The sequence below is a fragment of the Pseudomonas sp. BIGb0558 genome, assembly GCF_024807515.1.
GTDB lineage: Bacteria > Pseudomonadota > Gammaproteobacteria > Pseudomonadales > Pseudomonadaceae > Aquipseudomonas > Aquipseudomonas yamanorum_A.
This window is the reverse complement of sequence record NZ_JANUEW010000056.1, coordinates 1-22,132: the sequence shown is the minus strand read 5'-3', so window position 1 is coordinate 22,132 and position 22,132 is coordinate 1. Positions and strand designations below refer to the sequence as shown.

Genomic DNA, 22,132 nt, shown 5'->3' with positions numbered 1-22,132 from the left:
GGACGGCACCCCGCCGGCCCCACGCTCAAGAATCGGATTTCTTAAGGGACCTTGCCATGCACCCTCTGCTCCGTCATCAGCGTTATACCCGACCCACGCGCCCTTTCATCCTCGCCAGTGCGCCCTTCATGGCCCTGCTGGCAGGTGACGCATTAGGCGCCGAACAACCTGTCACCACCGCCCTGCCCCAGGTCACCGTTACCGCCCAACGCCACGAAGAATCGGCCCAGGACGTGGGTATCGCGCTCACCGCCCTCAGCGGCCAGGACCTGCAAGACAAGGGCGTGACCAAGGTCAACGACCTGCAAAACTACGTGCCCAACCTCGACATCGCGCCCCAGTACGGCGGCGGCAACCCCCTGTTCCGCATACGCGGTGTCGGCCTCAAGGACTACGGCAGCAACAACACTTCCACCGTGGGCGTGTACCTCGACCAGGTGGCCTTGCCCTACCCGATCCAGACCCAGGGCCAACTCTTCGACCTGGAGCGCGTGGAAGTTTTGCGCGGCCCCCAGGGCACGCTGTACGGGCGCAACAGCACCGCCGGCGCGATCAACTTCATCACCAACAAACCCACCCAGGAATTCCACGGCGGGCTGACCACCAACTACGGTTCCTACAACGCCAGCAACGTCGAAGGCTTCCTCTCCGGCCCGTTGACCGACACCCTGCGCGCCCGCCTGGCCTTCATCACCGAACAAGGCGGCGCCTGGCAGGAAAACCGCGTGACCGGGCAAAGCCTCGGAGACAAGGACAACACCTCGCTGCGCGGCCAGCTGGACTGGGACGCCACCCCAGACATCAACTTCAACCTCACACTGCACGCCGGCCAGGACAAGTCCGACAGCCTGGGCTCGTACCTGTATCAGGGCCTCAAGCCCAATGCGACCAATGGCCGGGGCTATTCCGCGATCAGCGCCGAAAGCGACCCGAGCAAAACCGGCTGGGGCCTGACCCCGGGTTTTGCCAAGCTGACGGGCCTGTCGGTCGGTGACAAGCCCCATCGCGACAACGACAACACCGGCTTTGCCCTCACCGGCACCTTCGACCTCAATGACCATTTGAGCGTCACCAGCATCACCGCCTCGGACCGTTTTCGCCGGCGTGAATACATCGACTGGGACGCCTCGGTGATTCCGCAATCCGACGAATACTTCGACTCCAAAATCGAAGTCTTTTCCCAGGAACTGCGCCTTGCCTCCCACGACAACGAGCGCTTCAACTGGCAGACCGGGCTGTACTTCGCCCAGGACCGCCTCGACGAAAACTTCTATTCGGACTTCAGCGCCAACCTCGGCTACGGCACCTACACCTCGTACACCCAGAAGTCGAACACCTACAGCGCCTTCGCCCAGGGCGACTACCAACTGACCGACGACTGGAAACTGATCGTGGGCCTGCGCCAGGAAAAAGAGCACCGCGAACTGCAAGACTTCAGCACCCAGCGCATTCTGGTGAACAGCGGCGTCTACAGCCTGGGCCAGCTGAGTTTCCCGGCAGCCGACAGCGACCTCGACAGTAACTCCACCTCTTGGAAGCTGGGCCTGGAATACCAGGTCACGCCATCGACGCTGCTGTATTCCACGGTCAGCCGCGGGATCAAATCCGGTGGTTTCACCGCCTACAATTCCAGCTACGCCGAGCAGATCGCGCCGGTCAAACCGGAGAAACTGTTGGCGTATGAGCTGGGTTTCAAAAGCGACTTGAGCGACACCCTGCGCATCAACGGCTCGGCGTTTTACTACGACTACCGCGACCAGCAGTACCAGTCCCAAGTGTGGATCAGCCAGCAGATAGGCAACGTCGGACGCTTGGTGAATATCCCTAAATCGAAAATCTACGGCTATGAATTCGAGCTGCAATGGGAACCGTTGCCGGGCCTGACGCTGGGCCAGTACTTCGGCACCAAAAAAGGCAAATACCTCGACTACAAAGGCCTTGATAGCACCGCCACCCGGGCGGCGGGTTTTGCCTATCCGGTGTACAACGACTTCTCCGGCTCCAGCCTGACCAACTTTCCGAAAATCAGCTACGGCGGCCAGCTCCAATATGTGTGGGACGTCGGCGGCTTCACCTTCAGCGCCGAGAGTGACTACTCGTTCCACGACCGCATCGTCGGCAGCAACGGCACCACCACCCAGAAATACTGGCTGGCAAATGCGCGCCTGGGCATAACGCCCAAGGGCAGCAACTGGTCGGGTGCCTTGTGGGCGCGCAACGTGTTCGACAAGCAATACGACCTGTACCACGGCTCGTTCCTGTCCAACGCCCAGATCGCCACCCCCGGTGAACCACGCACCGTGGGCGTCCAGGCCAGCTACAAATTCTGAGGACCTGCCATGACTGTTGATCTCAATCGCCGGCAGGCCTTGCGCCTGTTGGCCGGGGCGGCGGCCGCCCCGCTGATCCTGCGCTACGGCAGTGCCCTGGCCGGTGTTGCCACGCCATTTACCCTGGGGGTCGCCAGCGGCGATCCGTGGCCGGACGGCTTTGTCATCTGGACCCGCCTGAGCACCCTGCCGCTGTTTCCCGGCAACGAGTACGCGTTACCCGCAAGCATCCCGGTGGACTGGGAAGTGGCCCTGGATGAAAATTTCAGCCGCATCGCCCAGCGCGGTCGCACCCACGCCCTGGCGATCAATGGCCACGCGGTGCATGTGGAACTGCACGGCCTGCAGCCGGGGCGGGAATACTGGTACCGTTTTATCGCGTTGGGCGAACGCGGCCCGGCGGGTCGAGCGCTGACGCTGCCGGCGCTCAACGCCAGGGTCGACCGCCTGAAACTCGGCGTGGCCTCCTGCGCGCATTACGAGCGTGGCTTTTTCAGCGCCTATCGGCACATGGCCAATGAGCGGCCCGACCTGGTGCTGTTTCTCGGCGACTATATCTACGAATACACCAACAAACCCGGCACCCCGGGCCTGGCCCGCAGCTATGGCGCCCCCGAAGCCACCGACCTCGCCGGCTACCGCTATCGCTACGCGCTGCACAAGACCGACCCGGACCTGCAACAACTGCACGCCGCCGTGCCGTGGATCGCCACCTGGGACGACCATGAAGTGCAGGACGACTACTCGGGCCTGTCCTCCCGGGACCCAAGCGTCACTGTGGCCGCGTTTCAGCAACGGCGGGCGGCGGCGTATCAGGCGTTCCTGGAAAACATGCCGGTGCGTCGGCCACCGATAGGCAGCAATGGCAGCCCGCAGATTTACCGACGGTTTACCTACGGCGACCTGGCGGCGATCCCGGTACTCGATGGCCGACAATATCGCTCGCGCCAGCCGTGCTACCAGGCACCGAACTTCGGCAAGGGCCATATGGAATTGAGCAGTTGCGTCGACCTCGCCGACCCCAAGCGCACGCTGTTGGGTTTCGAGCAGGAGCGCTGGCTGTATGACGGCCTGCGCCGCAGCGACAGCCGCTGGAACCTGCTGGCCCAGGACCTGTTGGTGGCACCGCTGCGGGCGCAAAAAACCGGCAGCGACGACGCCCGTTACTGGACCGACAGTTGGGACGGCTTCCAGGCCGCCCGCGGCCGCCTGATTGACAACCTGCGGGACAGCCGCGCGGCCAACCCGGTGGTGCTCAGCGGCGACTACCACTCCTTCTGGGCGAACCATCTCTACGAGCGGCCCGAAGACCCCGACTCACGGCTGGTAGCGGCGGAGTTTGTCGGCACCTCCATCACCTCCAACGGCCCCAGCTACGAAGCGGTGCAATCGATCCTGCCGGACAACCCGCAGATTCGCTTCTACGACAGCCGCCCGCGCGGGTACCTGTCATTGGAGCTGACGCCTGAACGGCTGGAGGTGAAGATGCAGGCGATTTCGGACCGGCTGGACCCGAATGCCACGGTCTCGACCCTCAAACAGTTTGTGGTGGAAAGCGGCAGCCCGCAGGTGCAGGAAGTTTAATTGCGCCCGCCCCTGTCCCACTGTGCCGGCCGGACCAGATTGCCCAACCGGCCAGCGCACGGTCACCTCGTCGCGCACATCGACTTGCAGGGCCTCCGTTTAGCGAAATGCGTGTATTCATGATGGTGGCGCTCACGCCATGGAGTGTAGATACCTATCGGCTACCTGAGCACAACGCGAGCCCATAACTGGTTGTCGCGTTTCTCCAGGGTCAGCGATTGCAGGCCCTCGCCCTCTCGCTCCATACGGTCCAGCCAGGCCAACAGCGCCTGGGCGTCACCACTGAGCGTCACACGCAAAGAGTCGCCCTCGCTGTCCATCTGCTGGATGTCCAGCGTCGCCGCCACCGCGCTGTCACTCACTCGCAAGGACAGCGGCCGGTCGGAAGCTGGTCGGGCGACACCGCCGGGCCGCGCCTGTTGCAGTTGCCCAGCCAACATCATCTGCTGCTGGTACTGGCGCTCGCTGCCGGCCATCCGCTGGACGGTGGGCTGCCACACCAGGCTGAAGGCCAGCGCGCCGAGAAGGCAAAGCCCCATGGCCAACAACAGCCAGCGCTCACGCGGGGAAATCTGCTGCCAACGGCTCATGCCTCATCCTCCATCGCCAGGCTGACGTGCACCCGGTTGTGCTGCTGACTCGCACTCTCCAGCCGCACCGGCATGCCCTGCTGCCGGCCACGCTCGCGCAGTTGCTCAAGCTCGGCAAAGCTGTTGGCGGTGAGTTGGACTTTCCAGCCTTCGCCCTGGCGATAGTCGATGCGTTGCACTTCCACGCTGCTGGCGCCGACCACCCGGTCCATCAAGCTCACCAGCCGTGCGATGTGCGTGTGTTGTGGCTCGGCGCGTTGCCGTTGCAGGGCCTTGAGCTGCATGGCCAGGTCGGCAATGCGCGGCTGGTCGGGGTAAAGCACCTTGAACCGCTGCTCGTTGCGCGCCGCCAGTTCTCGGGTTTCACCCTGCAAAAAGCTCACCCGGGCCTCACTGCCGGCCCAGCTCAGCAACGCCAGGGTCAGCAGCGATATGCCGGCGCTACGCCAGGGCATCAGCGTGCGACGCAGGGCGAATTCGCCGCTGAGCAGGTCAATTGCGTGGGTCGGGCGGGCGCAGAGCAATTGATCGACGTGGTCGGCCTCCAGGCGTCGCAGCTCCGCAGGCAATGCCGGTTCAAACTGTGACAAACCCTCGTCGCAGAGCACCAGGCGGGCCGGCAGCCCGCCCCCCAGCAACCACCGCCCATCCCGGTGCACCGCCACGGGTTGGTCCCCCGGCAGCACGTCGGCATCCACGAACACCGCGCACACCGCCACGCCCGCTTGAGTCATCAAGGCAAGCACTGCGGTAAACCGCTCCCGGTTCACCACCATCACCGGATAACAACCTTGGGCGTCACGTGCACCGATGCCCAGGTGCAACGCCTCAAGCGGCTCACTCAGTTGGTCTTCCACCGCGAACGCGATGGCCTGAGCACCGGGATGGCGGCGCGAAGGCCAGGGATCGGTGCGTACCCAACTGCACAGTTCCATCGGCAGCAGCAGCTCGACAGCCTGGCCAATCAGTCCCCGGCCTCCCTGGGCCAGGGTCATCGGCCGGCCGGGCTGGCCGGCTGACCAGAGGGTGCATGGCCACTGGGCCGAGGGCTCAGCCAGGCCCTCGGCATTCAAATACAGGCGGGGTTTCATCGCGATACCTCGTTAGCCATCGAAGGGAGAATGCGCCGCGCAAGCACGTTAAAGCGCCGGGCCTCGGGGTTCAGCTCGACATCGGTGGCCGAGCGAAAAGTGCGCTTGCCCGACCTCGCCTGCACCGTTATGCGGTACCAGCGGCTTTGCACCCCAAGCCCGTGACCGTTGAGGGCGGTGCCCGCCAGCAGCGGGTCGTGGGTGAATGCCTGCACGCTGGGCCAGGCCTGCGTGGCGCGCTGGCGCATCAGAGCCTCGGTGTCGAGGTCACCCAGCGTGCGCAGCACCAGGGCCGGTGCGGTGTTGATGTTCAGCGTGGCCTGGGCCGGCAGGAACGCCACCCAGGGTTCCAGTTGATCCAAGGTGCGCTGGTCGACACCCGGCAACAACCGCAACTGACTCAGCTCGCGCACGGCGCCCACCGGCGGCAGTGGCAAATCCTGCAGGCCGAGCACCCCCAGCAGGCGTTGCCAGCGCGCAAGGGCGACCGCATCGACCTTGCCGGGGGCCAACAAGGCATTCAGATTCAAGCGGCCCGAAAGGTCTTCGATCGTCACCTGGACATCGCCGTCCTCAAGCACCAGGCCGTGTGCCCATTCCTGGGTCAAATCGACGGTTTTGGGGCGAGACTGTACGGCCTGCGTCAACTGCATCAACGCCCGGGTTTCGCCAGCGACCCCAAGCTGGCGCAAGCTCACCTGGTGCATCTGTTGCCCGCTGCTTTGCAACAGCAAACGCTGGCTGCGCAACAAACCGCTGACCAACAGCAAGGCCAGGCTCATCACCAGCAGCACACTGATCAACGCAACACCGCGCTGGCCCCCGCTCACTGCAAACCTGCGGGCAATAGCAACACGCGCCGGATCGCGTCAAACCGCCCCACGCTCAACCGCACTTCCAGGGCCATGGGCGCCAGTGCGTATTGGCCCAGGATCGAGTGACCGCGCCAGCCGGTCGCAGGGTCGTAAAGGCGCCAACTGACGGCCTGCACCTCTTCGAGCAGTTTTTGCCGCTGTACCCGCGACGAGCCCTCGCCCATGCTGTCACGCCACAGCACGCCGTTTTCCAGGCGATAGGTCAGTTGCTGGCGCTGGCTGCGCGGCTGGCCCAGGGGGTTGCGCCAGTTGCTGCGTTGCACTTGCAGGGTGGTGTTTTTCAGCACCACGGCTTGCTCGGTGACATGCAGCACGTCCCACTCGATCAAGGCCATCGCCCGCTGCAGGTTGCGCAAATCCCTATCGTGGGTCGCGGTACCGCGTTGCACCCGCACCAACCCGTCGAACAGGCTCCAGCTGGCCAGGCCCAACAGGGCAAAAATCGCCATGGTGATCACCAGCTCAAGCAAGGTAAAACCGGACTGGCTATTCATGCCGGGCCGCCATCCAGCCACGGGTCTGGTACAGCGGGTATTCGCTGCCGGCCAGGCTGACAAACAGGTCGACCCTCAACAACACCGGGTCGCGTGCGGCACTGATCTGCTGGCGCACGTGCCAGTCGCGGCTGTCCATGCGCACCACGTGCCGCTGCTCACCCACCGTGACGTCGCGCCGCAGGCGCAGCTCGGTCAAGTGGTTATCCCCGATCCATGTCGCCAGCACCCGCTCTTGCAACCCACTGCGCTGTTTGAGCACGTACTGGCTGGCCGACAACACCGCAGCGGCCAGAGTGGCAAACACCGCGAGCGCGATCATCACTTCCAGCAAGGTAAAACCCCGCTCGCGACTATTCATCGAGCACCACCTGGCCGATGCCGTCGCTGGACAGGCGCAACACGGTTTTGCCCTGAATAAAAAATGTCAGGCTGAACTCGCTGGTTTCATCACTGCTCAGGGCCAGCAATTGCGCCGGCCCTTGATCCGCGCCCAGGCTCATGAATTGCCCCTCTTGCTCAAGCCGCAACCGCAGCTCGGCAGGCCAGGCGTAGAGCCTGCTCACCGGTTGCCAATCCTGCCCAGCCAGGCGCACCGCGCGATACCCGTCGGTGCTCAAGCGCACACCGTATTCCACACCTTCCAGCACGGCGCGATCGCGCAATTGTTGAACCAGCCGCACGATGGCCTCCGCATCCTGCCGGGCGATACGTCCGGGGTTGGCGCCCACGGCAAACGTGACCATGCCCAGCAGCACGCCAGCCAACACCATCACAATCATCAGTTCCAGCAAGGTAAAGCCTCGACAGCGGCGCCTCATCAGTCGCTCCAGTTACCGATGTCGGCGGCGAACCCTTCCCCGCTCGCCACACCATCGGCGCCGAAGGAATACAGGTCATAGCTGCCATCCTGGGAGTGCATGCCGGGGTTGAGGTACTGATACGGCGTGCCCCACGGGTCCACCGGGATACTTTTCAAATAGCCCTGGGGGTTCCAGCCCCGCGCCGCCGGCAAGCCGGAGGGGCGTTTGCTCAGGGCCTCCAGGCCCTGCTGGGTGGAGGGATAGTCGTGGTTGTCCAGGCGGTACATCTCCAGCGCGGTGGCGATGGCCTGGACATCGGTTTTGGTGGCCGTGACTTTGGCCTGGTCGGGCCGGCTCATGAATTGCGGCACCACAATCGCGCCGAGGATGCCGATGATGACCACCACCACCATGATTTCGATCAGAGTAAAACCGCGCTGTCGGCACGGCAGGTTATTGGGTTGAGGTTGCATGGGTCAGTTCACCAATTGGTTGAGGCTCAGAATCGGCAGGAGGATGGCCAGTACGATCAGCAGCACCACGCCGCCCATCAGCACCAGCATGAAAGGTTCAAACAGGCTCACCACCAGGGTGATCCGTGCGGCCAGGCTGCTTTCCTGTTGTTCGGCCGCACGGGCAAGCATGGCGTCGAGTTCACCGGCCCGCTCGCCGCTGGCGATCATGTGCAGCATCATCGGCGGGATGTCGCCGCTGAGTTCCAGGCCACGGGTCAGGGTGCCGCCCTCGCGCACCGAGCGGGCCACATCGGCCATGCGCGCGCGGATGGTCAGGTTGCCGATCACCGCGGCGCTGATTTCCAGGGCGTCCACCAGGGGCACGGCGCTTTTGCCGAGAATCGCCAGGGTGCTGGCGAACCGTGCGGCTTCCATCTCCCGCAGCACCTTGCCCACCAGCGGCAGCTGCAACGCCAGGTGATGCCAGCGCAGGCGCCAGGTCGGCTGCTTCAAGCTCCAGCGCCACGCTCCGATTACACCCGCCAGCAGCCCGGCCATCAGCACACCGTGATGGCGCAGGCCGTCACTCACGCCGATCAGCAGTTGGGTCAGCACAGGCAGGGCCTGGCCGCTGTCGACAAAAATCTTCACCACATCCGGTACGACAAAGCCCAGCAGAAAGCCGACGATGGCCACACTGGCCACCATCAGGATCAGCGGGTACACCATGGCCATCTGGATCTTCTGCCGTGACGCCTGACGCGCCTGGGTGTAGGCCGCCAGTTGCTCCAGCACCTGGCCCAGGTGGCCGGAGCGCTCACCGGCAGACACCGTGGCGCAGAACAATTCGGGGAATGCCCTGGGGAACAATCCCAACGCCATCGCCAGTGAATGCCCCTCCATGACCCGGCTGCGCACCGCCGATAACAACCCGGCCACACGGCGCTTGGCGCTTTGCCTGGACACGACGTCCAGGGCTTCTTCCAGCGGCAGACCGGCCTGAACCAGTGTCGACAGTTGCAAGGTCAGCAGCGCCAGGTCTGCCGCACTAAGGCGCCCGGCGCGGGGCGTAGTGTGTGTGGCGCCGCTGGCCTTGACCTCGGTCACACTGCGCGGCCACAACCCGCGAGCCCGCACTTGCTGGCGCGCCTGTTGCGGGCTGTCGGCTTCCACCCGGCCCCGGCAGCCACGGCCCGCCCCATCCTGGGCACGGTATTCGAAGGTCGCCATCCCCTAAACCTCCTGCGTCACGCGTAACAGTTCGTCGACGCTGGTCATGCCGTCGAGTACCCGCTGGCGGCCGTCCTGAAACAGGCTGCGCGACGCCTTGCGCACCTCATCGGTCAGTGCCAGCTCGCTGGCGCCCTGGTGAATCAGCGCGGCCACGGCCGGCGTCACACACACCAACTCGTAAATCCCGATACGCCCGCGATAGCCCTGCTGGCACTGCTCGCAACCCACCGCGCTGAATACCTGCGGCGCCGCCAGTGGGTCGACCCCCAGACGCCGGCAGGCGCAGGCATCGGCGATGCCAGCGGCCTTGCAGTGCGGGCACAATGCACGCAACAGGCGTTGGGCCAGAATCCCCACCAGGGACGATGCCAACAGGTACGCATCAACACCCATGTCTACCAGCCGGGTCACCGCCCCCACCGCGCTGTTGGTGTGCAGCGTCGACAGCACAAGGTGCCCGGTGAGCGAGGCCTGGACCGCGATTTCGGCGGTCTCGCGGTCGCGGATCTCACCGACCATGACCACATCCGGGTCTTGGCGCAGGATGGCACGCAGGCCTCGGGCGAAGGTCATGTCGACCTTGGGGTTGACCGGCATCTGACCGACACCCGGCAGGTGATATTCGATGGGATCTTCCACCGTCAGGATGTTACGGGTCTGATCGTTCAGGCTGCTGAGCGCCGCGTACAGGCTGGTGGTTTTGCCGGAGCCGGTGGGGCCGGTGACCAGGAAGATGCCGTGGGGTTTGCCCAGCAACTGCCGCAACGCCGCCAGGGTCTCGTCGGGCATGCCCAGGCGCGGCAGTTGCAGGCGCCCGGCCTGTTTGTCCAGCAGCCGCAACACCACCCGCTCGCCATGGGCCGAGGGCAACGTGGAGACCCGCACATCGACCTCATGCCCGGCCAGGCGCAAGGCGATTCGGCCGTCCTGGGGGATACGTTTTTCGGCAATGTCCAGGCGCGCCATGACCTTGATCCGCGACACCAGCAACGTCGCCAGCTCACGCCTTGGCCGGAGTATTTCGCGCAGTTGGCCATCGACTCGCATACGCACCGACAGGTAGTGCTCAAAGGTCTCCAGGTGCACATCGGAGGCCTGCTCGCGCACGGCTTCGCTGAGCAGAGCGTTGATCAGGCGGATAATCGGCGCATCGCCTTGCTGCTCCAGCAGGTCGGTGGTTTGCGGCACCTGGTCCACCAGGCTCAGCAGGTCCAATTCGTCGTCCAGGCCCTGGGCGACCGCCTGCGCCGCGCTTTGGCCTTCGCGGTAGACCGCCGCCAGGCGCGTCGCAAAGGTGTCGGCGTCCAGGCGCAGCAGCGGCAAGTCACGGCCACACACCCGGCGGGCCTCGCCGATGGCCGCCAGCGGCGTATCAGCGCGCAACGCCAGGTACCAGCCGGCCTCGCCACGGTCCAGCAACACGCCAAACCGCCTGGCGAAACCGAAGGGCAATTGCTCGTAGGCCACTGTCATGGGTTCGGCGCTTTTTTGCGTAGGTCCACCACCGGTGGATCGAACAACTCACTGGCATCCAGCGGCAACAACAGTGAGTTATTTTCCTGCGCCCCCGGCTTGCTCAGCTCACGCAGGGTGTCGTAGCGCTGCTGGCTGACAGCCGACAAATCCTGCTTGCTGCGCACGATCGTGGGGCGCAGGAACACCATCAGGTTGCTTTTGGTCTGGGTGTCGCGGCTCCAGCGAAACAACGCGCCCAGGTACGGAATGTCCCGCAGCAACGGCACGCCACTGGCCTGGGTGCGCACGCTGTCCTTGATCAGACCGCCGATCACGATGATCTCGCCGTCGTCCGCCAGGATCGTGCTTTTGAGCGCACGTTTGTTGGTGATCAAATCCGAGGAGTCGATGCCCGACACCGACGGTGCAATGTCCGAGACTTCCTGCTCGACCTCCAGCCGCAAGGTTGAACCCTCGTTGATGTAGGGCTTGATCTTGAGGCTGATGCCGACGTCCTTGCGCTCCACCGTCGTGAACGGATTGTCGGCGCCGCTGCTGTTGGTGGAATAGGAACCGGTCTTGAACGGTACGTTCTGGCCCACGATGATTTCGGCTTCCTGGTTGTCCAGGGTCAGCAGGCTCGGTGTGGACAACAGGTTGCTGCGGGTATTGCTGGCCAGGGCGGAAATCAGCGCGCCAAAACGGTCCGTACCGAGCTTCAGGACGGCGGCTTCGGGGGCCGCTTTATCGCCGTCGAAATTCAGCCCGCCAATGATCGGAATGCCGGCGCCCGGGAAGTTGATGAAGCCTTTGGCGTCTCCTTTGTCGATCCCCCACTGCACGCCGATGGCTTCGGAAATATCCCCGGTGATCTCGACGATCGCCGCGTGGATCAACACCTGCGCCCGGGGCTGGTCCAGTTGGCGGACGATGTTTTCGATGGTGCGGATCTGCGCCGGCTCGGCGATCAGCACCAGGGCGTTCTGGCTTTCGTCCGCCTTGATCATGAAGCTGGCACCCGGTGCGTTATCCCGGGCACCCGCCACGGCAGCCGCCGGCTTCTTGCCCTGCATCATCGAGTCCAACACCTCGGCCAGTTGTCTGGCGTCGCTGTGGCGCAGACGAATCACCCGGGCGTTATCGAGGATCGCCGTGGCCGGCACATCGAGGCTGCGCGCCATGTCGAGCAGCCGTTGACGTACCTCGGGCGGGCCGACAAACAACAGGCGGTTGGTGCGCGTATCGGCCAGCACCTGGATCGCCGTGTCGGCGCTGCGTTTACCCATCGCGGTTTCGAGCACCGGCGCGACATCGGCGGCCTGGGCGTGTTGCAGGGGCAGCACCACATGCTGTTGGCTTTTCCCGGAATCCAGCTGGCGCACCACCTGCGCGATCCGGCCTACATTGGCCGCCGTGTCGGTAATCACCAGGGCGTTGGCCGATACCGACGGGCCGACATAGCCGTTGCTCGACACCAGCGGTCGCACCAGCCCGGCAATGTCACCGGCACTGCTGCTGCCCAGGGCGATGACCTGAGTGGTGAACTGCGAGGCCGTGGTTTTGTTGCCGGCGCTCTGGCCGGCGCGGGTCTTGGCCTCGGCAACCGGGGCAATCAGGATCCGGTCGCCCTCGTCGATCACGGTGAAGTTGTGGGCATCGAGCACCGAGTAGAACAGCCGGCGCACGCCCTCCCGATCCAGGGCCTGGCGCGACATCACCGTCACACGCCCGGACACTCGCGGGTCGAGCACCACGGTGGTGCCGAGGATGTCGGATATTTCTTCGACGATGTCCCGCAGTTCGGCATTGTTCATCGCCAGTTGCCATTTTTCTTCTTCGGCCCACGTCGCGTCATGAAACAGCCCTGCGCACAAGGCCGAAAAAAGCAGCAAAGAGCGCAGGGTATTGACGCTGGGAAAACGCTTCATCAACTTGATCACTCTGATTGCCCGGCCATCGGGCGTAGAAAACGCGTGGGAATCGCCGGTATCGGCGTCTCGGTGCCCGCCTCAAGCCGTTGCAGGAAACGGTCGCCGCCGGTTTGCAACATCAGCCGCTCCTCGCGGCCTTTGTTCCACAGCACCACATGGTCGGCGCTCACCCGGCGCAACGTGCTGCCACCGGGCAAATGCTCGCCCACCACATACACCCGCGAGCCCTGGGCGTCGGCCAACAGCGCCTTCGACAACCCGTTACGCGCGATAAAACTGGCCTGCAAGGTGAGGTTCTGCGTGCTCGCCCTCAGACGGGTTTGCGGCACCAGCCCCAGCACGGTCGCCACGGCTGTCGCATCCAGCGCCTCACGCAACGGGGCGACCGTCGCCGACGTGTCGGCGATTGGCGCAGCGGTGAAGTGCTGGCGAAACCGCAGCTCTTGCCAGACCAGAAACGCCCCGTAGGCCACGGGCAACAACAGCAGTCCGGCCACACTCAAGCGCCGCCCCGGTAATCCAACGCTCACGGCAAGCTCATCTGTATCGGGGCTGTGCACGGTGGACGCGCGGGCGCAGCAACATCCGGCGCAACACACGGTCGCCGCACAGCTCATGCACCACCACCGCGCCGATGTGCAGCAGCACCAACAGCAACAGCATGACGCAGGCCACGATATGCACGGCAAAACAGCGGGCAATCAGCAGCGGGTCGCTCAAGGGCTGGGGGATTTCCAGCAACGCGAACACGCTGATCGGGCGGTCCATCATCAACACCCCACTGAGCAGCACCACACCCACCATGAGGTAGATCGACAGATGGCCGAACGTTGCGAGCAGTTGCACAAGGGACAGAGATCTCACGCGCGCAGGCTGGGCATGCAGAATCGTGAGGAAGATGCGCCAGACGAACACCGGGATAAACACCGTGGTCAGCGACACATTGAAAAACCCGACCGCCTGTTTGATTGCGGCAGGCACCGGCAGGCTGGCGATATAAAAACCGGACACCAGCGTCCACAGAATGACCACCGCCGACAACCAGTGCAGCAGCACTCGCTGTCTCGAGTAACCGGAAACTGACATGTGTGACTCGACTCTGGATAAAAAAGTCGGGCGGCCTGGCTCAGGCCGCCCGAAACATCAGGCAGGATTTACAGCTTGTCCCATGCGGCGTGCGAATGCGCACCTACGCCCGGCTCATAGCCGTTGGCGCTCGGGCTGTATTGTTTGCAATAACCGTCGGCCGGCCATTGCTTGCATTCGTAAACCTCATTGGTCTTGGGTTGCAGCACCTTGGTACCAGCCTTATAGCTTGCCAGGCCCTGAGGGAAGACGAAGTCGTACTCGATGCCGGCGCCTTCACCCGACAGGGTCACCGCCTGGGTATCCTGGCGCGTGGTGCGGCCATCCAGAGTGGTGCCTACCAGCGTCAGGGTGTGCGGGCCCGGATTGGAACGCACGTCCATCTCCAGGGTTGCAGAGCCACTCTCGACGGTCTGCTTGAGGCTGCCCGTGGCTTTGTTTTTGTCATCGAACAAGGTGGCTTCGATGTTCATTTGACGGTTGCCCACCATGCCGAAATCGAGCTTGACCAACCCTTTTTCCAGCACGTATTCAGGCTTGATGGCGCCCAGCGCCAGGGTGGCGGCGATGTCTTCTTGCATCTCCTGCTGAATTTCGTAGCGCACTACGCCGCTTTCTTTCTGGGCATAGATCGTGTTGCTGCCTTTGACCGGTTCGATGTCACCCGCATCGTTACGGACACCGGTACGTACCAACTCGTGGGTCTGGTTAATTTTTTCCGCGAGTTTGAATGCCCACTCCTGCGGTTTGCCTTCTTCAGCATTGTCGATGCCGATTTCAACGCTGTAAGGGGTGCTCTCACCGCTGCCGGTAAAGGCGCGGGCCTTGACCTTGTCACCGGCCAGCAAGGTGGTCTCGCTGGCGATGTTTCCCACTGCGGACCAGCCTCCAGGCAACGCCGCTTCGGCTTGAATGTCGACATCGACGACGCTATAGAACGCCGCATCCGTATCAGCCACCGTCCACACCGCCAGGATCACGTGATAGCCAGACCTGTCATCCGGGATGGTGCAGTGATGCTTGGTATCGGCCACAGGCTTCTCGCCACGGCCATCGACCTCACAGAACGGCGCGCTGTCGAACGAGGCACGGGTCAGGGGTTGGTTCGGGTTCCAGTCCTTGCGGGTGATGAAGTACTCATGTTTGGTGGCCGGGTGCACGGCCGTGTACCTCCACTGGAAATCAATGCTGCGATCCTTCAATTCCGTCTTGTACCAACGTGTGGCGGACTGGGCGTCCATCGCTGAAAAAGACGGGTTGCCACCACTGGCGATCTTGCCGTCAACCGGCCCCTGCAGAGGCCCGCCGCCAGCACCGGCAGGAAACCCCTTGAAGGTTTCACCGACACTTTGTGGTTCGTATTGCGCGTTGCCGCAGTCGTTGTTCAAACCTTGCTGGCAAGCATAGGCACGCGATGGCGGGTATTGCGCATGCCCGTGGGCGCTGGCGCCTTGAGAGGCCAACATCGCCGACAGCAGAACCGCCGAAGACGTGCACGTAAAGACGGCACGGCGGCTATAAATTTTTGATTTCATCACTATTTCCAGACTGCAAGTGAGAACGCCAGGCAGGCGCCGTTCTTTTGCACGGCGTAACGCCGAACAACGGAAAGAAAGCCTATCGGGAAGAAAGGACGAAGTCTGTGAGCCGCCACTTACGTTCTTGCAAGAAATTTCTTATAGACAGCTCTAATGAGTAGAGCTAAGTGAGCGACAAAATTTCCGGGCAATTTCCTACATCTTTAAGAGACATGACTGACATCGAAACAGCGTTAATATCCCGCGCCAAACTCCATCAGACGATCAGGGAAGTTGCACATGCATAAAGTTGTACTGGTCGATGACCACCCCTTTATCAGAGCTTCCGTACGCGCGCTGGTGACTCAGGCCGGGCACGAAGTCGTGGCAGAAGCCGACAATGGTGTTGATGCGATCACCGCGGTCCGTAAATGGACGCCCGACCTGGTACTGCTGGATATCACCATGCCGCGCATGGACGGCATCACGGTGATCGAGAGAATCCGCGCGCTGGAAATGACCCCCAAAATCATCGTGCTGTCCTACCTGTCACCCGAGCATTACGCCATGCGCTGCGTCACTGCCGGGGCCGCCGGTTTTATCTGCAAGAGCGATGAGCTCAGTACCCTGCCCCAGGCCATCAAGAGCGTGATGGACGGCTATGTGTACTTCCCCCAGAGCAGCGTTCCGCTCAATGGCAAGGTCGGTGTGTTCACGCACGAGGAGCAACTGATTGCGACCTTGTCCAACCGTGAACTCTCGGTGTTCCAGCAGCTGTCCAACGGCATGAGCAATAAAGACATCGCCACCAATATCCTGCTCAGCAGCAAGACCATCAGCTGTTATAAAGCCCGGCTTTTCGCAAAGCTGAATGTGACGTCGGTGGTTGAACTCGCGGATATGGCGCGGCGCAATAGTATTATTTAGGGGCTCGCGTGTTGAAACACTTGATCAACGAATTTGAAGGCATCAGCGCCGACGCCGTGCGGGAAGAAAAACAGCGTTGCCTCGACGCGGGCATGAATGATTGCCTGTTCAAACCCGTGAGTCGTCAGCAACTGATCGACCGTTTGCAGCCTTTACAGGCCGAGTGCTTTGCACAGGAACAAGCGGCCGACCCCAGCATCACATGCATCGAAAAACAGCTGGGCGCATTCACCTTCGACAACCCCGCGGTGATTCAGGAATTGAAGGATGAGTTACTGAGCAACAGTCGCGTGGATATCGACCTTCTGGCCACGCTGATCCGGGAGGATGACCGGGAAGGGTTGGCGGAGTTTGCCCATAGGGTGAAAGGCCCCGCCCGGTTGATTCGCTACGAACAGCTGATTGTGTGCTGCGAAAACCTTGAGGCTGCTGCACAGGCTTCGCCGGGCAGGCTAGAGGAACTGGCCGATGCGCTGGAGCGCTGCCTGGTGCACCTGGTGGACTGCCTTGGGGGCGATCCGGGCATCACTGATCCGCTGCATAAATAATGGTTTGCGCACTGTCGGGCGCAGCCGGCCGACGGGTGAAGTAGGTGTCGCCTTCATCCGTATGAATCTCGTATTCAAACTTGGTTGCAGTGACATGCCTGATGATCTTCAGCACCCGCTGGAACTTCACGCTTTGGGTGCCGTTCTGGTTGGGCCCGGTGAGTACGTTGACGCTTTGAAACCAGCCGTCGTTCTTCCTGTTTGCCACCAGGGCGCCGCTCATGGCTTCGAACCGCTCCAGCCGGGTAAAGCCCCACAATGTTTGCTCTTCCACGGTTTGGCCGAGGGCGGCCGAACCGGTAAACACAAACAGATTGATCGCCGGGCTGTCTTCGCAGAAGAAATCGTAAGGCACCAGCCCATCGACCATTTTCTTGCCGGCCACGAAGCCCTTTTTGTGCACCTGAAACATCGCCACCTCCACGCCAATGGCGTCACTGAACATCAGCTCACGCAAAGGGAAAGTCTAAGGGCGCAGGGCGTACAGGGCGGTCAAGCCAATGTAATTTCGTGTAAAGATCCCAGCCGGGGCAGGTTGATTTCCACGGTCAACCCGCCGGGTGGCTGGTTGTACGCCACGATGGTACCGCCATGCATTTCCACAGCCCGCAAGGCGATCGCCAGGCCCAGTCCGAAACCGCTATCGGCGTCGTTCGGGCCGCGTTCGAAGGGCCAGAAAATACGCGGCAACCGCAGCGGTTCAACCCCCGGCCCCTGGTCACTGATCAAAACCCTCAGCCAGGGTGTGTAGGGATTGATCTGCGCCGTGACCAGCACCGTCGTATCCGGTCGCGTGTAGCGCACCGCATTTCGAACGATATTCTCGAAACACCGGTACAACAGCTCGCCGCTGGCACAACTGACAAAGGCCGGGCACGCCTGCAAGCTGACACGACAGCCTTTGATGCCCGCCTCGAACTGCGCATCCTCGACAATCACCGCCAGCAATTCGACGATATCCACCGACTCGCGCTCGATGCTCTCGGGGCGGCCCTGCACGCGCGCCAGGGTCAACAGCGCCTCGATCAGTGTGTCCATGCGCGCCGATTCACGCTGGATGCGCCCGAGCATTTCCTCGCGTGCCGGGGCTTGCTGCAGCAGCCCGATGGCCGCTTGCATGCGCGTCAACGGTGAGCGCAGTTCATGGGAGATGTCGTGCAGCAGCTGTTGCTGGGCTTCCACCAGCAGTCTCAGTTGGTTGGCCATGCGGTCGCAGTCTTCGGCCAGGTCGACGATTTCATCACGGCGCTTGCCCATCATCGGCCGCACCCGGGTTTCGAAGCGCCCCTGGGCCACCTCGCCCATCGCCCGCCGCAGGAATGCCAACGGCCACGCCAGGTAGTAGGCCATGTACCCGCTGAACAGCGCACTCATCACGGTGCCGATGATCAACGGAATCCAATGGCCCAGCCGCCCGGGGTCGTGAGGTTTCAGGGACGACCGCAGTGACAGCGCGACGCCGTCCTTGCTGATCAGCGACTTTTCATAGGCCGGCCGCAGGACCGGCGTGCCGGCCAGCAGTTGACCGGCACTGTCATAGACACCGATGGCCTGGCCGCGGGCGGGCTCCCACACCGTCAGGAGCTGGCGGCCCGAGTCGACACCGTATTGCACCAGCAACTGTTCTTCGCTGGCCAGGATTGCATCCAGGTGATGATCCCCGGGGCCCAGGCTGCTCGCCACCAGAATGCTCAACCCCACCAGGAACGTGAGGCTGGTAGACAACCAAAAGGCCAGGAACAGTTTCCAGAACAGCCGGCTGGGTTTCATCATTCGGCGATCAACAGGTAACCGAGGCCGCGTACACTCTGGATCCAGGCCTTGGCGTCGGGGCGCGGGCCCAACTTCTGGCGAATGCTGCTGATGTGTACGTCGATGCGTCGGTCATAGCGGGTCAGCGGGCAGCCCAGGGCATTGAGGGACATATCCTTTTTGCTCACCACCTGGCCAGCGCACCGGGCCAGCACTTCAAGCAGGCTGAATTCGGTACTGGTCAGCCCCAGCTCGCAACCGTTCCAACGGGCCTGGCGTTTGCCGGGCCACAGCATCAGGGCGCCGGTCGTTATGACCTCTCCGGTCGGCTGGCCCACGGGTTGCACCCGGCGCATGATCGCGCGCAGGCGCGCCACCAGCTCCCCCGGGGAACTGGGCTTGGGCACGTAATCGTCCGCGCCAAGCTCCAGCCCGGTGATGCGGTCGATGTTGTCGCCGCGGGCGGTGAGCAACACCACCGGCACCTGGCTGCTGGCGCGGATACGCCGCAGCACCTCGATGCCCGAGAGCCTGGGCAGCATCACATCCAGCACCACAATGCTGTAGCGCCCCGACAACGCCTCAACTTCACCTTCCTCGCCGGTGTGCACGCAGGTCGCCTCAAAGCCTTCATGCTCCAGGTATTGGCCCAGCATTTCAGTCAGTTCCTGGTCGTCGTCGACTAGCAATACGCGGTTCATGGCGAGCTCGTGAAGGGGTCTGGCCACAGTATCGCCCAGCATCCTCGCCCCGGGGCCAACCTTTACCTAACTTGACACTTGGTTAACCGCACCAAACCCCCGCCGCTCTTATGCTGGCCGTCCACCCGTCTGGCCGCGTTGTGATGACCCGTCTGCGGCGAGTCACCACGGCGCGCTTGCGCTGCTTGTCGATGTGTTCTGGAAAAGATCTTGATGAATTTTTCGCGCCTGCTCTGCTCGGTTGCGCTGCTGCTCAATGTCACACTTGCACACGCTGAAGCCTTCAAAATCTCGGATATCCGTATCAATGGTCTGCAACGGGTCTCTGCGGGCAGCGTGTTTGGCGCCTTGCCGCTGAACGTGGGGGACGAAGTGGATGACCGACGCCTGGTGGCTTCCACCCGCGCGCTGTTCAAGACCGGCTTCTTCCAGGACATCCAGTTGAGCCGCGACGGCACCGTGTTGATCATCAATGTGGTCGAACGCCCCTCGGTGTCGAACATCGAGTTCGAGGGCAACAAGGCCATCTCCACCGAAGACCTGCTCAAAGGCATGAAGCAATCGGGCCTGGCCGAGGGCGAGATCTTCCAGCGCGCCACCCTCGAAGGCATGCGCAACGAACTGCAGCGCCAGTACGTGGCCCAGGGTCGCTACGCGGCCACGGTCGACACCGAAGTGCTGCCGCAACCACGCAACCGCGTGGGCCTGAAGGTCAAGATCGACGAAGGCTCCGTGGCGGCGATCCAGCACATCAACGTGGTGGGCAACAAGGTATTTACCGACAAGGAACTGGCCCGCACCTTCACCCTCAAGACCAGCAACTGGCTGTCGTTCTTCACCAACGATGACAAGTACGCCCGCGAAAAACTCACCGGTGACCTGGAGCGCCTGCGCTCCTATTACCTGGACCGGGGCTATATCAACATGGATATCACCTCGACCCAGGTGTCCATCACCCCGGACAAGAAACACGTCTACATCACCGTCAACGTCAACGAAGGCGAGAAATACACGGTGCGCGACGTGAAGCTCAGCGGCGAATTGAAAGTCCCGCAAGACCAGCTTGAAGCCCTGTTGCTGGTGCAAAAGGGCCAGGTGTTCTCGCGCAAACTGATGACCACCACCTCGGACCTGATCACCCGGCGCCTGGGTAACGACGGCTACACCTTCGCCAACGTCAACGGCGTGCCCACACCCCACGATGAAGACCACACCGTGGATATCGTGTTTGCCGTCGACCCGGGCAAGCGCGCCTACGTGAACCGCATCAACTTCCGTGGCAACACCAAGACCGACGACCAGGTGCTGCGCCGGGAAATGCGCCAGATGGAAGGCGGCTGGGCCTCGACCTACCTGATCGACCAGTCCAAGGTCCGCCTGGAGCGCCTGGGGTTCTTTAAAGAGGTCAAGGTCGAAACCCCGGCCGTGGCGGGTGTGGATGACCAGTTGGATGTGAACTACGCCGTGGAAGAACAGGCGTCCGGCTCGATCACCGCCAGCGTCGGGTTTGCCCAGGATGCCGGGCTGTCCCTCGGTGGCACCATCAGCCAGAACAACTTCTTGGGCACCGGGGATTACGCCAGCCTGGGCTTGACCCGCTCGGAATACCAAAGCAAGTACAACATCGGCTTTACCAACCCCTACTTCACACCGGACGGGGTGAGCCTGGGCTATAACGCGTTCTACAGCGCCACCGATTACAACGACTACTACGACGATGGCAGTGGTGTTTCCTACTACTCCATCAACAGTTACGGCCTTGGGGCTACGCTCGGCTACCCGATCAACGAAACCTCGCGGCTGAGTTTTGGCCTGACGTTACAACACGACAGTATCGACCCTGGGATCTACAGTTCGGATGAGATCTATGACTTTCTGCAGCACAACGGCAGCCAGTTCACTAACCTCAAGGCCAACCTGGGGTGGTCGGAATCGACGTTGAACAAGGGCGTGATGCCCACCCGTGGTTACTCGCAGAACCTGAACCTGACGGTGACCGTGCCGGGCAGTGACCTGAGTTTCTACAAGGTCGATTATTCCGGGCAGGCGTTCCTGCCGGTTACCAATTCAACAACGCTGCGCTTCCATACCAAGCTCGGTTACGCCGACGGATACGGCTCGACGGACGGCCTGCCGTTTTATGAGAACTACACCGCCGGGGGCGAGGGTTCGGTGCGGGGGTTTGAGAGCGGGACGCTTGGGCCGCGCAGTACGCCGGCCACGGGCGCGTATGCCAGTGCGGGGCAGGAGTACTATTCAGACCGGGATGCGGAGGCGTTGGGCGGCAACATTCTGATCACCGGTGGGGCGGAATACCTGTTCCCGATGCCGTTCCTCAAGGACAACAAGTCGGTCCGGACGTCGGTGTTCTGGGATGTGGGTAACGTGTACTCAGACAAGTGCGCGCTGACTACCACTCAGGGGTGCAGTGGGGTTGACCTCAGTCAGTTGGCCGCCTCTGTGGGCATTGGTGCTACGTGGTATAGCCCGTTGGGGCCGTTGAGTATCAACCTGGCGCTGCCGGTGCGCACGCCGGAGAATGCTACCAAGCAGGTGTTTCAGTTTTCCATGGGGCAGAATTTTTGACCTGCTGGGGTGGGGGCATATCCGTTTCTTCGGTTATGGCTGATATGGGTTCCGCTCTTACAGCGGCTCACTTTTGAAAAGCGCAAAAGTAAGCAAAACGCTCTTGCCCCACCACTCGGCACCTCGCCTAGGCTCGGTGTGCCCGCACTCCGGCATTACTCCGCGGGCCGCCGC

General features: G+C 62.6%; 21 protein-coding genes. 5 read left to right on the top strand and 16 right to left on the bottom strand.

Features of this window, described 5'->3' with window-relative positions:
- Positions 1-56 precede the first annotated feature (56 nt).
- On the top strand, positions 57-2,330 hold the full coding sequence (locus tag M2400_RS31430) for a TonB-dependent receptor (RefSeq protein WP_259201169.1): 2,274 nt from the start codon (positions 57-59) through the stop codon (positions 2,328-2,330).
- Positions 2,331-2,339: 9 nt separating this feature from the next.
- Positions 2,340-3,914 (top strand): alkaline phosphatase, encoded by a 1,575-nt coding sequence (locus tag M2400_RS31425; protein WP_259201168.1) that lies wholly within the window; start codon positions 2,340-2,342, stop codon positions 3,912-3,914.
- A 161-nt stretch (positions 3,915-4,075) separates the two neighbouring features.
- Here the strand turns inward: M2400_RS31425 and gspM are convergent, their stop codons facing one another.
- The 13 genes from gspM to gbpA all read right to left on the bottom strand — a co-directional run bounded on the left by gspM (position 4,076) and on the right by gbpA (position 15,462).
- Complete coding sequence (gene gspM, locus M2400_RS31420; protein ID WP_177121953.1) at positions 4,076-4,504, bottom strand: type II secretion system protein GspM; 429 nt, start codon at positions 4,502-4,504, stop codon at positions 4,076-4,078.
- Positions 4,501-5,595 (bottom strand): type II secretion system protein GspL, encoded by a 1,095-nt coding sequence (gspL, locus tag M2400_RS31415; protein ID WP_259201167.1) that lies wholly within the window; start codon positions 5,593-5,595, stop codon positions 4,501-4,503. Before gspL ends, gspM begins: the two co-directional genes overlap by 4 nt.
- Complete coding sequence (locus M2400_RS31410) at positions 5,592-6,425, bottom strand: general secretion pathway protein GspK (RefSeq protein ID WP_259201166.1); 834 nt, start codon at positions 6,423-6,425, stop codon at positions 5,592-5,594. The genes gspL and M2400_RS31410 overlap by 4 nt, the downstream gene beginning before the upstream one ends.
- Positions 6,422-6,964, bottom strand: coding sequence for a type II secretion system minor pseudopilin GspJ (gene gspJ, locus M2400_RS31405; protein WP_259201165.1), 543 nt, complete (start codon positions 6,962-6,964; stop codon positions 6,422-6,424). Before gspJ ends, M2400_RS31410 begins: the two co-directional genes overlap by 4 nt.
- Positions 6,957-7,325 carry a type II secretion system minor pseudopilin GspI gene (gene gspI / locus M2400_RS31400; protein WP_177047339.1) on the bottom strand — a complete coding sequence of 123 codons (369 nt, stop codon included), beginning with the start codon at positions 7,323-7,325 and terminating at the stop codon, positions 6,957-6,959. The genes gspJ and gspI overlap by 8 nt, the downstream gene beginning before the upstream one ends.
- Positions 7,318-7,785 (bottom strand): prepilin-type N-terminal cleavage/methylation domain-containing protein, encoded by a 468-nt coding sequence (locus M2400_RS31395; RefSeq protein ID WP_177115987.1) that lies wholly within the window; start codon positions 7,783-7,785, stop codon positions 7,318-7,320. Before M2400_RS31395 ends, gspI begins: the two co-directional genes overlap by 8 nt.
- Positions 7,785-8,240: a type II secretion system major pseudopilin GspG gene (gene gspG, locus M2400_RS31390; protein ID WP_259201162.1), complete on the bottom strand. Its 456-nt coding sequence runs from the start codon at positions 8,238-8,240 to the stop codon at positions 7,785-7,787. Before gspG ends, M2400_RS31395 begins: the two co-directional genes overlap by 1 nt.
- A gap of 3 nt (positions 8,241-8,243) precedes the next feature.
- A complete protein-coding gene (gspF, locus tag M2400_RS31385) occupies positions 8,244-9,452 on the bottom strand; it encodes a type II secretion system inner membrane protein GspF (RefSeq protein WP_259201161.1) in 1,209 nt (402 codons plus the stop codon).
- Positions 9,453-9,455: 3 nt separating this feature from the next.
- Complete coding sequence (gene gspE, locus M2400_RS31380) at positions 9,456-10,928, bottom strand: type II secretion system ATPase GspE (RefSeq protein ID WP_259201160.1); 1,473 nt, start codon at positions 10,926-10,928, stop codon at positions 9,456-9,458.
- The gene (gene gspD / locus M2400_RS31375; RefSeq protein ID WP_259201159.1) at positions 10,925-12,838 is read right to left on the bottom strand and encodes a type II secretion system secretin GspD; all 1,914 of its coding nucleotides are present in this window, start codon (positions 12,836-12,838) and stop codon (positions 10,925-10,927) included. Before gspD ends, gspE begins: the two co-directional genes overlap by 4 nt.
- 8 nt (positions 12,839-12,846) lie before the next feature.
- Complete coding sequence (locus M2400_RS31370) at positions 12,847-13,371, bottom strand: type II secretion system protein N (protein WP_259201158.1); 525 nt, start codon at positions 13,369-13,371, stop codon at positions 12,847-12,849.
- Between the two features lie 7 nt (positions 13,372-13,378).
- Positions 13,379-13,927: a cytochrome b gene (locus tag M2400_RS31365; RefSeq protein WP_259201157.1), complete on the bottom strand. Its 549-nt coding sequence runs from the start codon at positions 13,925-13,927 to the stop codon at positions 13,379-13,381.
- Positions 13,928-13,995: 68 nt separating this feature from the next.
- Entirely contained in the window at positions 13,996-15,462 is a 1,467-nt protein-coding gene (gbpA, locus tag M2400_RS31360; protein ID WP_259201156.1) for an N-acetylglucosamine-binding protein GbpA, read from the bottom strand.
- 282 nt (positions 15,463-15,744) lie between these two features.
- Here gbpA and M2400_RS31355 point away from each other — a divergent pair, with 282 nt between their 5' ends.
- Both M2400_RS31355 and M2400_RS31350 read left to right on the top strand, forming a co-directional pair.
- Positions 15,745-16,371: a response regulator transcription factor gene (locus M2400_RS31355; protein ID WP_259201155.1), complete on the top strand. Its 627-nt coding sequence runs from the start codon at positions 15,745-15,747 to the stop codon at positions 16,369-16,371.
- A gap of 8 nt (positions 16,372-16,379) precedes the next feature.
- Positions 16,380-16,919 carry an Hpt domain-containing protein gene (locus tag M2400_RS31350; RefSeq protein WP_259201154.1) on the top strand — a complete coding sequence of 180 codons (540 nt, stop codon included), beginning with the start codon at positions 16,380-16,382 and terminating at the stop codon, positions 16,917-16,919.
- Here M2400_RS31350 and M2400_RS31345 read toward each other — a convergent pair.
- The 3 genes from M2400_RS31345 to M2400_RS31335 form a co-directional block, all read right to left on the bottom strand.
- The gene (locus M2400_RS31345) at positions 16,897-17,331 is read right to left on the bottom strand and encodes a hypothetical protein (protein ID WP_177079884.1); all 435 of its coding nucleotides are present in this window, start codon (positions 17,329-17,331) and stop codon (positions 16,897-16,899) included. The two genes, M2400_RS31350 and M2400_RS31345, sit on opposite strands and share 23 nt — an antisense overlap.
- 80 nt (positions 17,332-17,411) lie before the next feature.
- On the bottom strand, positions 17,412-18,692 hold the full coding sequence (locus M2400_RS31340; RefSeq protein ID WP_259201153.1) for a HAMP domain-containing sensor histidine kinase: 1,281 nt from the start codon (positions 18,690-18,692) through the stop codon (positions 17,412-17,414).
- Positions 18,689-19,372 carry a response regulator transcription factor gene (locus M2400_RS31335; protein WP_177130976.1) on the bottom strand — a complete coding sequence of 228 codons (684 nt, stop codon included), beginning with the start codon at positions 19,370-19,372 and terminating at the stop codon, positions 18,689-18,691. Before M2400_RS31335 ends, M2400_RS31340 begins: the two co-directional genes overlap by 4 nt.
- 213 nt (positions 19,373-19,585) lie before the next feature.
- Between M2400_RS31335 and bamA the strand changes: the two genes are divergently transcribed.
- A complete protein-coding gene (gene bamA / locus M2400_RS31330; RefSeq protein ID WP_259201152.1) occupies positions 19,586-21,958 on the top strand; it encodes an outer membrane protein assembly factor BamA in 2,373 nt (790 codons plus the stop codon).
- Positions 21,959-22,132: the final 174 nt, after the last annotated feature.

Coding starts and splice junctions, on each gene's coding strand:
- gspD (WP_259201159.1), bottom strand. CDS start 12,838: ATGAAGCGTTTTCCCAGCGTCAATACCCTGCGCTCTTTGCTGCTTTTT.
- gbpA (WP_259201156.1), bottom strand. CDS start 15,462: ATGAAATCAAAAATTTATAGCCGCCGTGCCGTCTTTACGTGCACGTCT.
- M2400_RS31430 (WP_259201169.1), top strand. CDS start 57: ATGCACCCTCTGCTCCGTCATCAGCGTTATACCCGACCCACGCGCCCT.
- M2400_RS31355 (WP_259201155.1), top strand. CDS start 15,745: ATGCATAAAGTTGTACTGGTCGATGACCACCCCTTTATCAGAGCTTCC.
- M2400_RS31335 (WP_177130976.1), bottom strand. CDS start 19,372: ATGAACCGCGTATTGCTAGTCGACGACGACCAGGAACTGACTGAAATG.
- gspG (WP_259201162.1), bottom strand. CDS start 8,240: ATGCAACCTCAACCCAATAACCTGCCGTGCCGACAGCGCGGTTTTACT.
- gspL (WP_259201167.1), bottom strand. CDS start 5,595: ATGAAACCCCGCCTGTATTTGAATGCCGAGGGCCTGGCTGAGCCCTCG.
- M2400_RS31340 (WP_259201153.1), bottom strand. CDS start 18,692: ATGATGAAACCCAGCCGGCTGTTCTGGAAACTGTTCCTGGCCTTTTGG.
- M2400_RS31365 (WP_259201157.1), bottom strand. CDS start 13,927: ATGTCAGTTTCCGGTTACTCGAGACAGCGAGTGCTGCTGCACTGGTTG.
- gspE (WP_259201160.1), bottom strand. CDS start 10,928: ATGACAGTGGCCTACGAGCAATTGCCCTTCGGTTTCGCCAGGCGGTTT.
- M2400_RS31395 (WP_177115987.1), bottom strand. CDS start 7,785: ATGAGGCGCCGCTGTCGAGGCTTTACCTTGCTGGAACTGATGATTGTG.
- gspI (WP_177047339.1), bottom strand. CDS start 7,325: ATGAATAGTCGCGAGCGGGGTTTTACCTTGCTGGAAGTGATGATCGCG.
- M2400_RS31345 (WP_177079884.1), bottom strand. CDS start 17,331: ATGTTTCAGGTGCACAAAAAGGGCTTCGTGGCCGGCAAGAAAATGGTC.
- gspF (WP_259201161.1), bottom strand. CDS start 9,452: ATGGCGACCTTCGAATACCGTGCCCAGGATGGGGCGGGCCGTGGCTGC.
- M2400_RS31425 (WP_259201168.1), top strand. CDS start 2,340: ATGACTGTTGATCTCAATCGCCGGCAGGCCTTGCGCCTGTTGGCCGGG.
- gspJ (WP_259201165.1), bottom strand. CDS start 6,964: ATGAATAGCCAGTCCGGTTTTACCTTGCTTGAGCTGGTGATCACCATG.
- bamA (WP_259201152.1), top strand. CDS start 19,586: ATGAATTTTTCGCGCCTGCTCTGCTCGGTTGCGCTGCTGCTCAATGTC.
- gspM (WP_177121953.1), bottom strand. CDS start 4,504: ATGAGCCGTTGGCAGCAGATTTCCCCGCGTGAGCGCTGGCTGTTGTTG.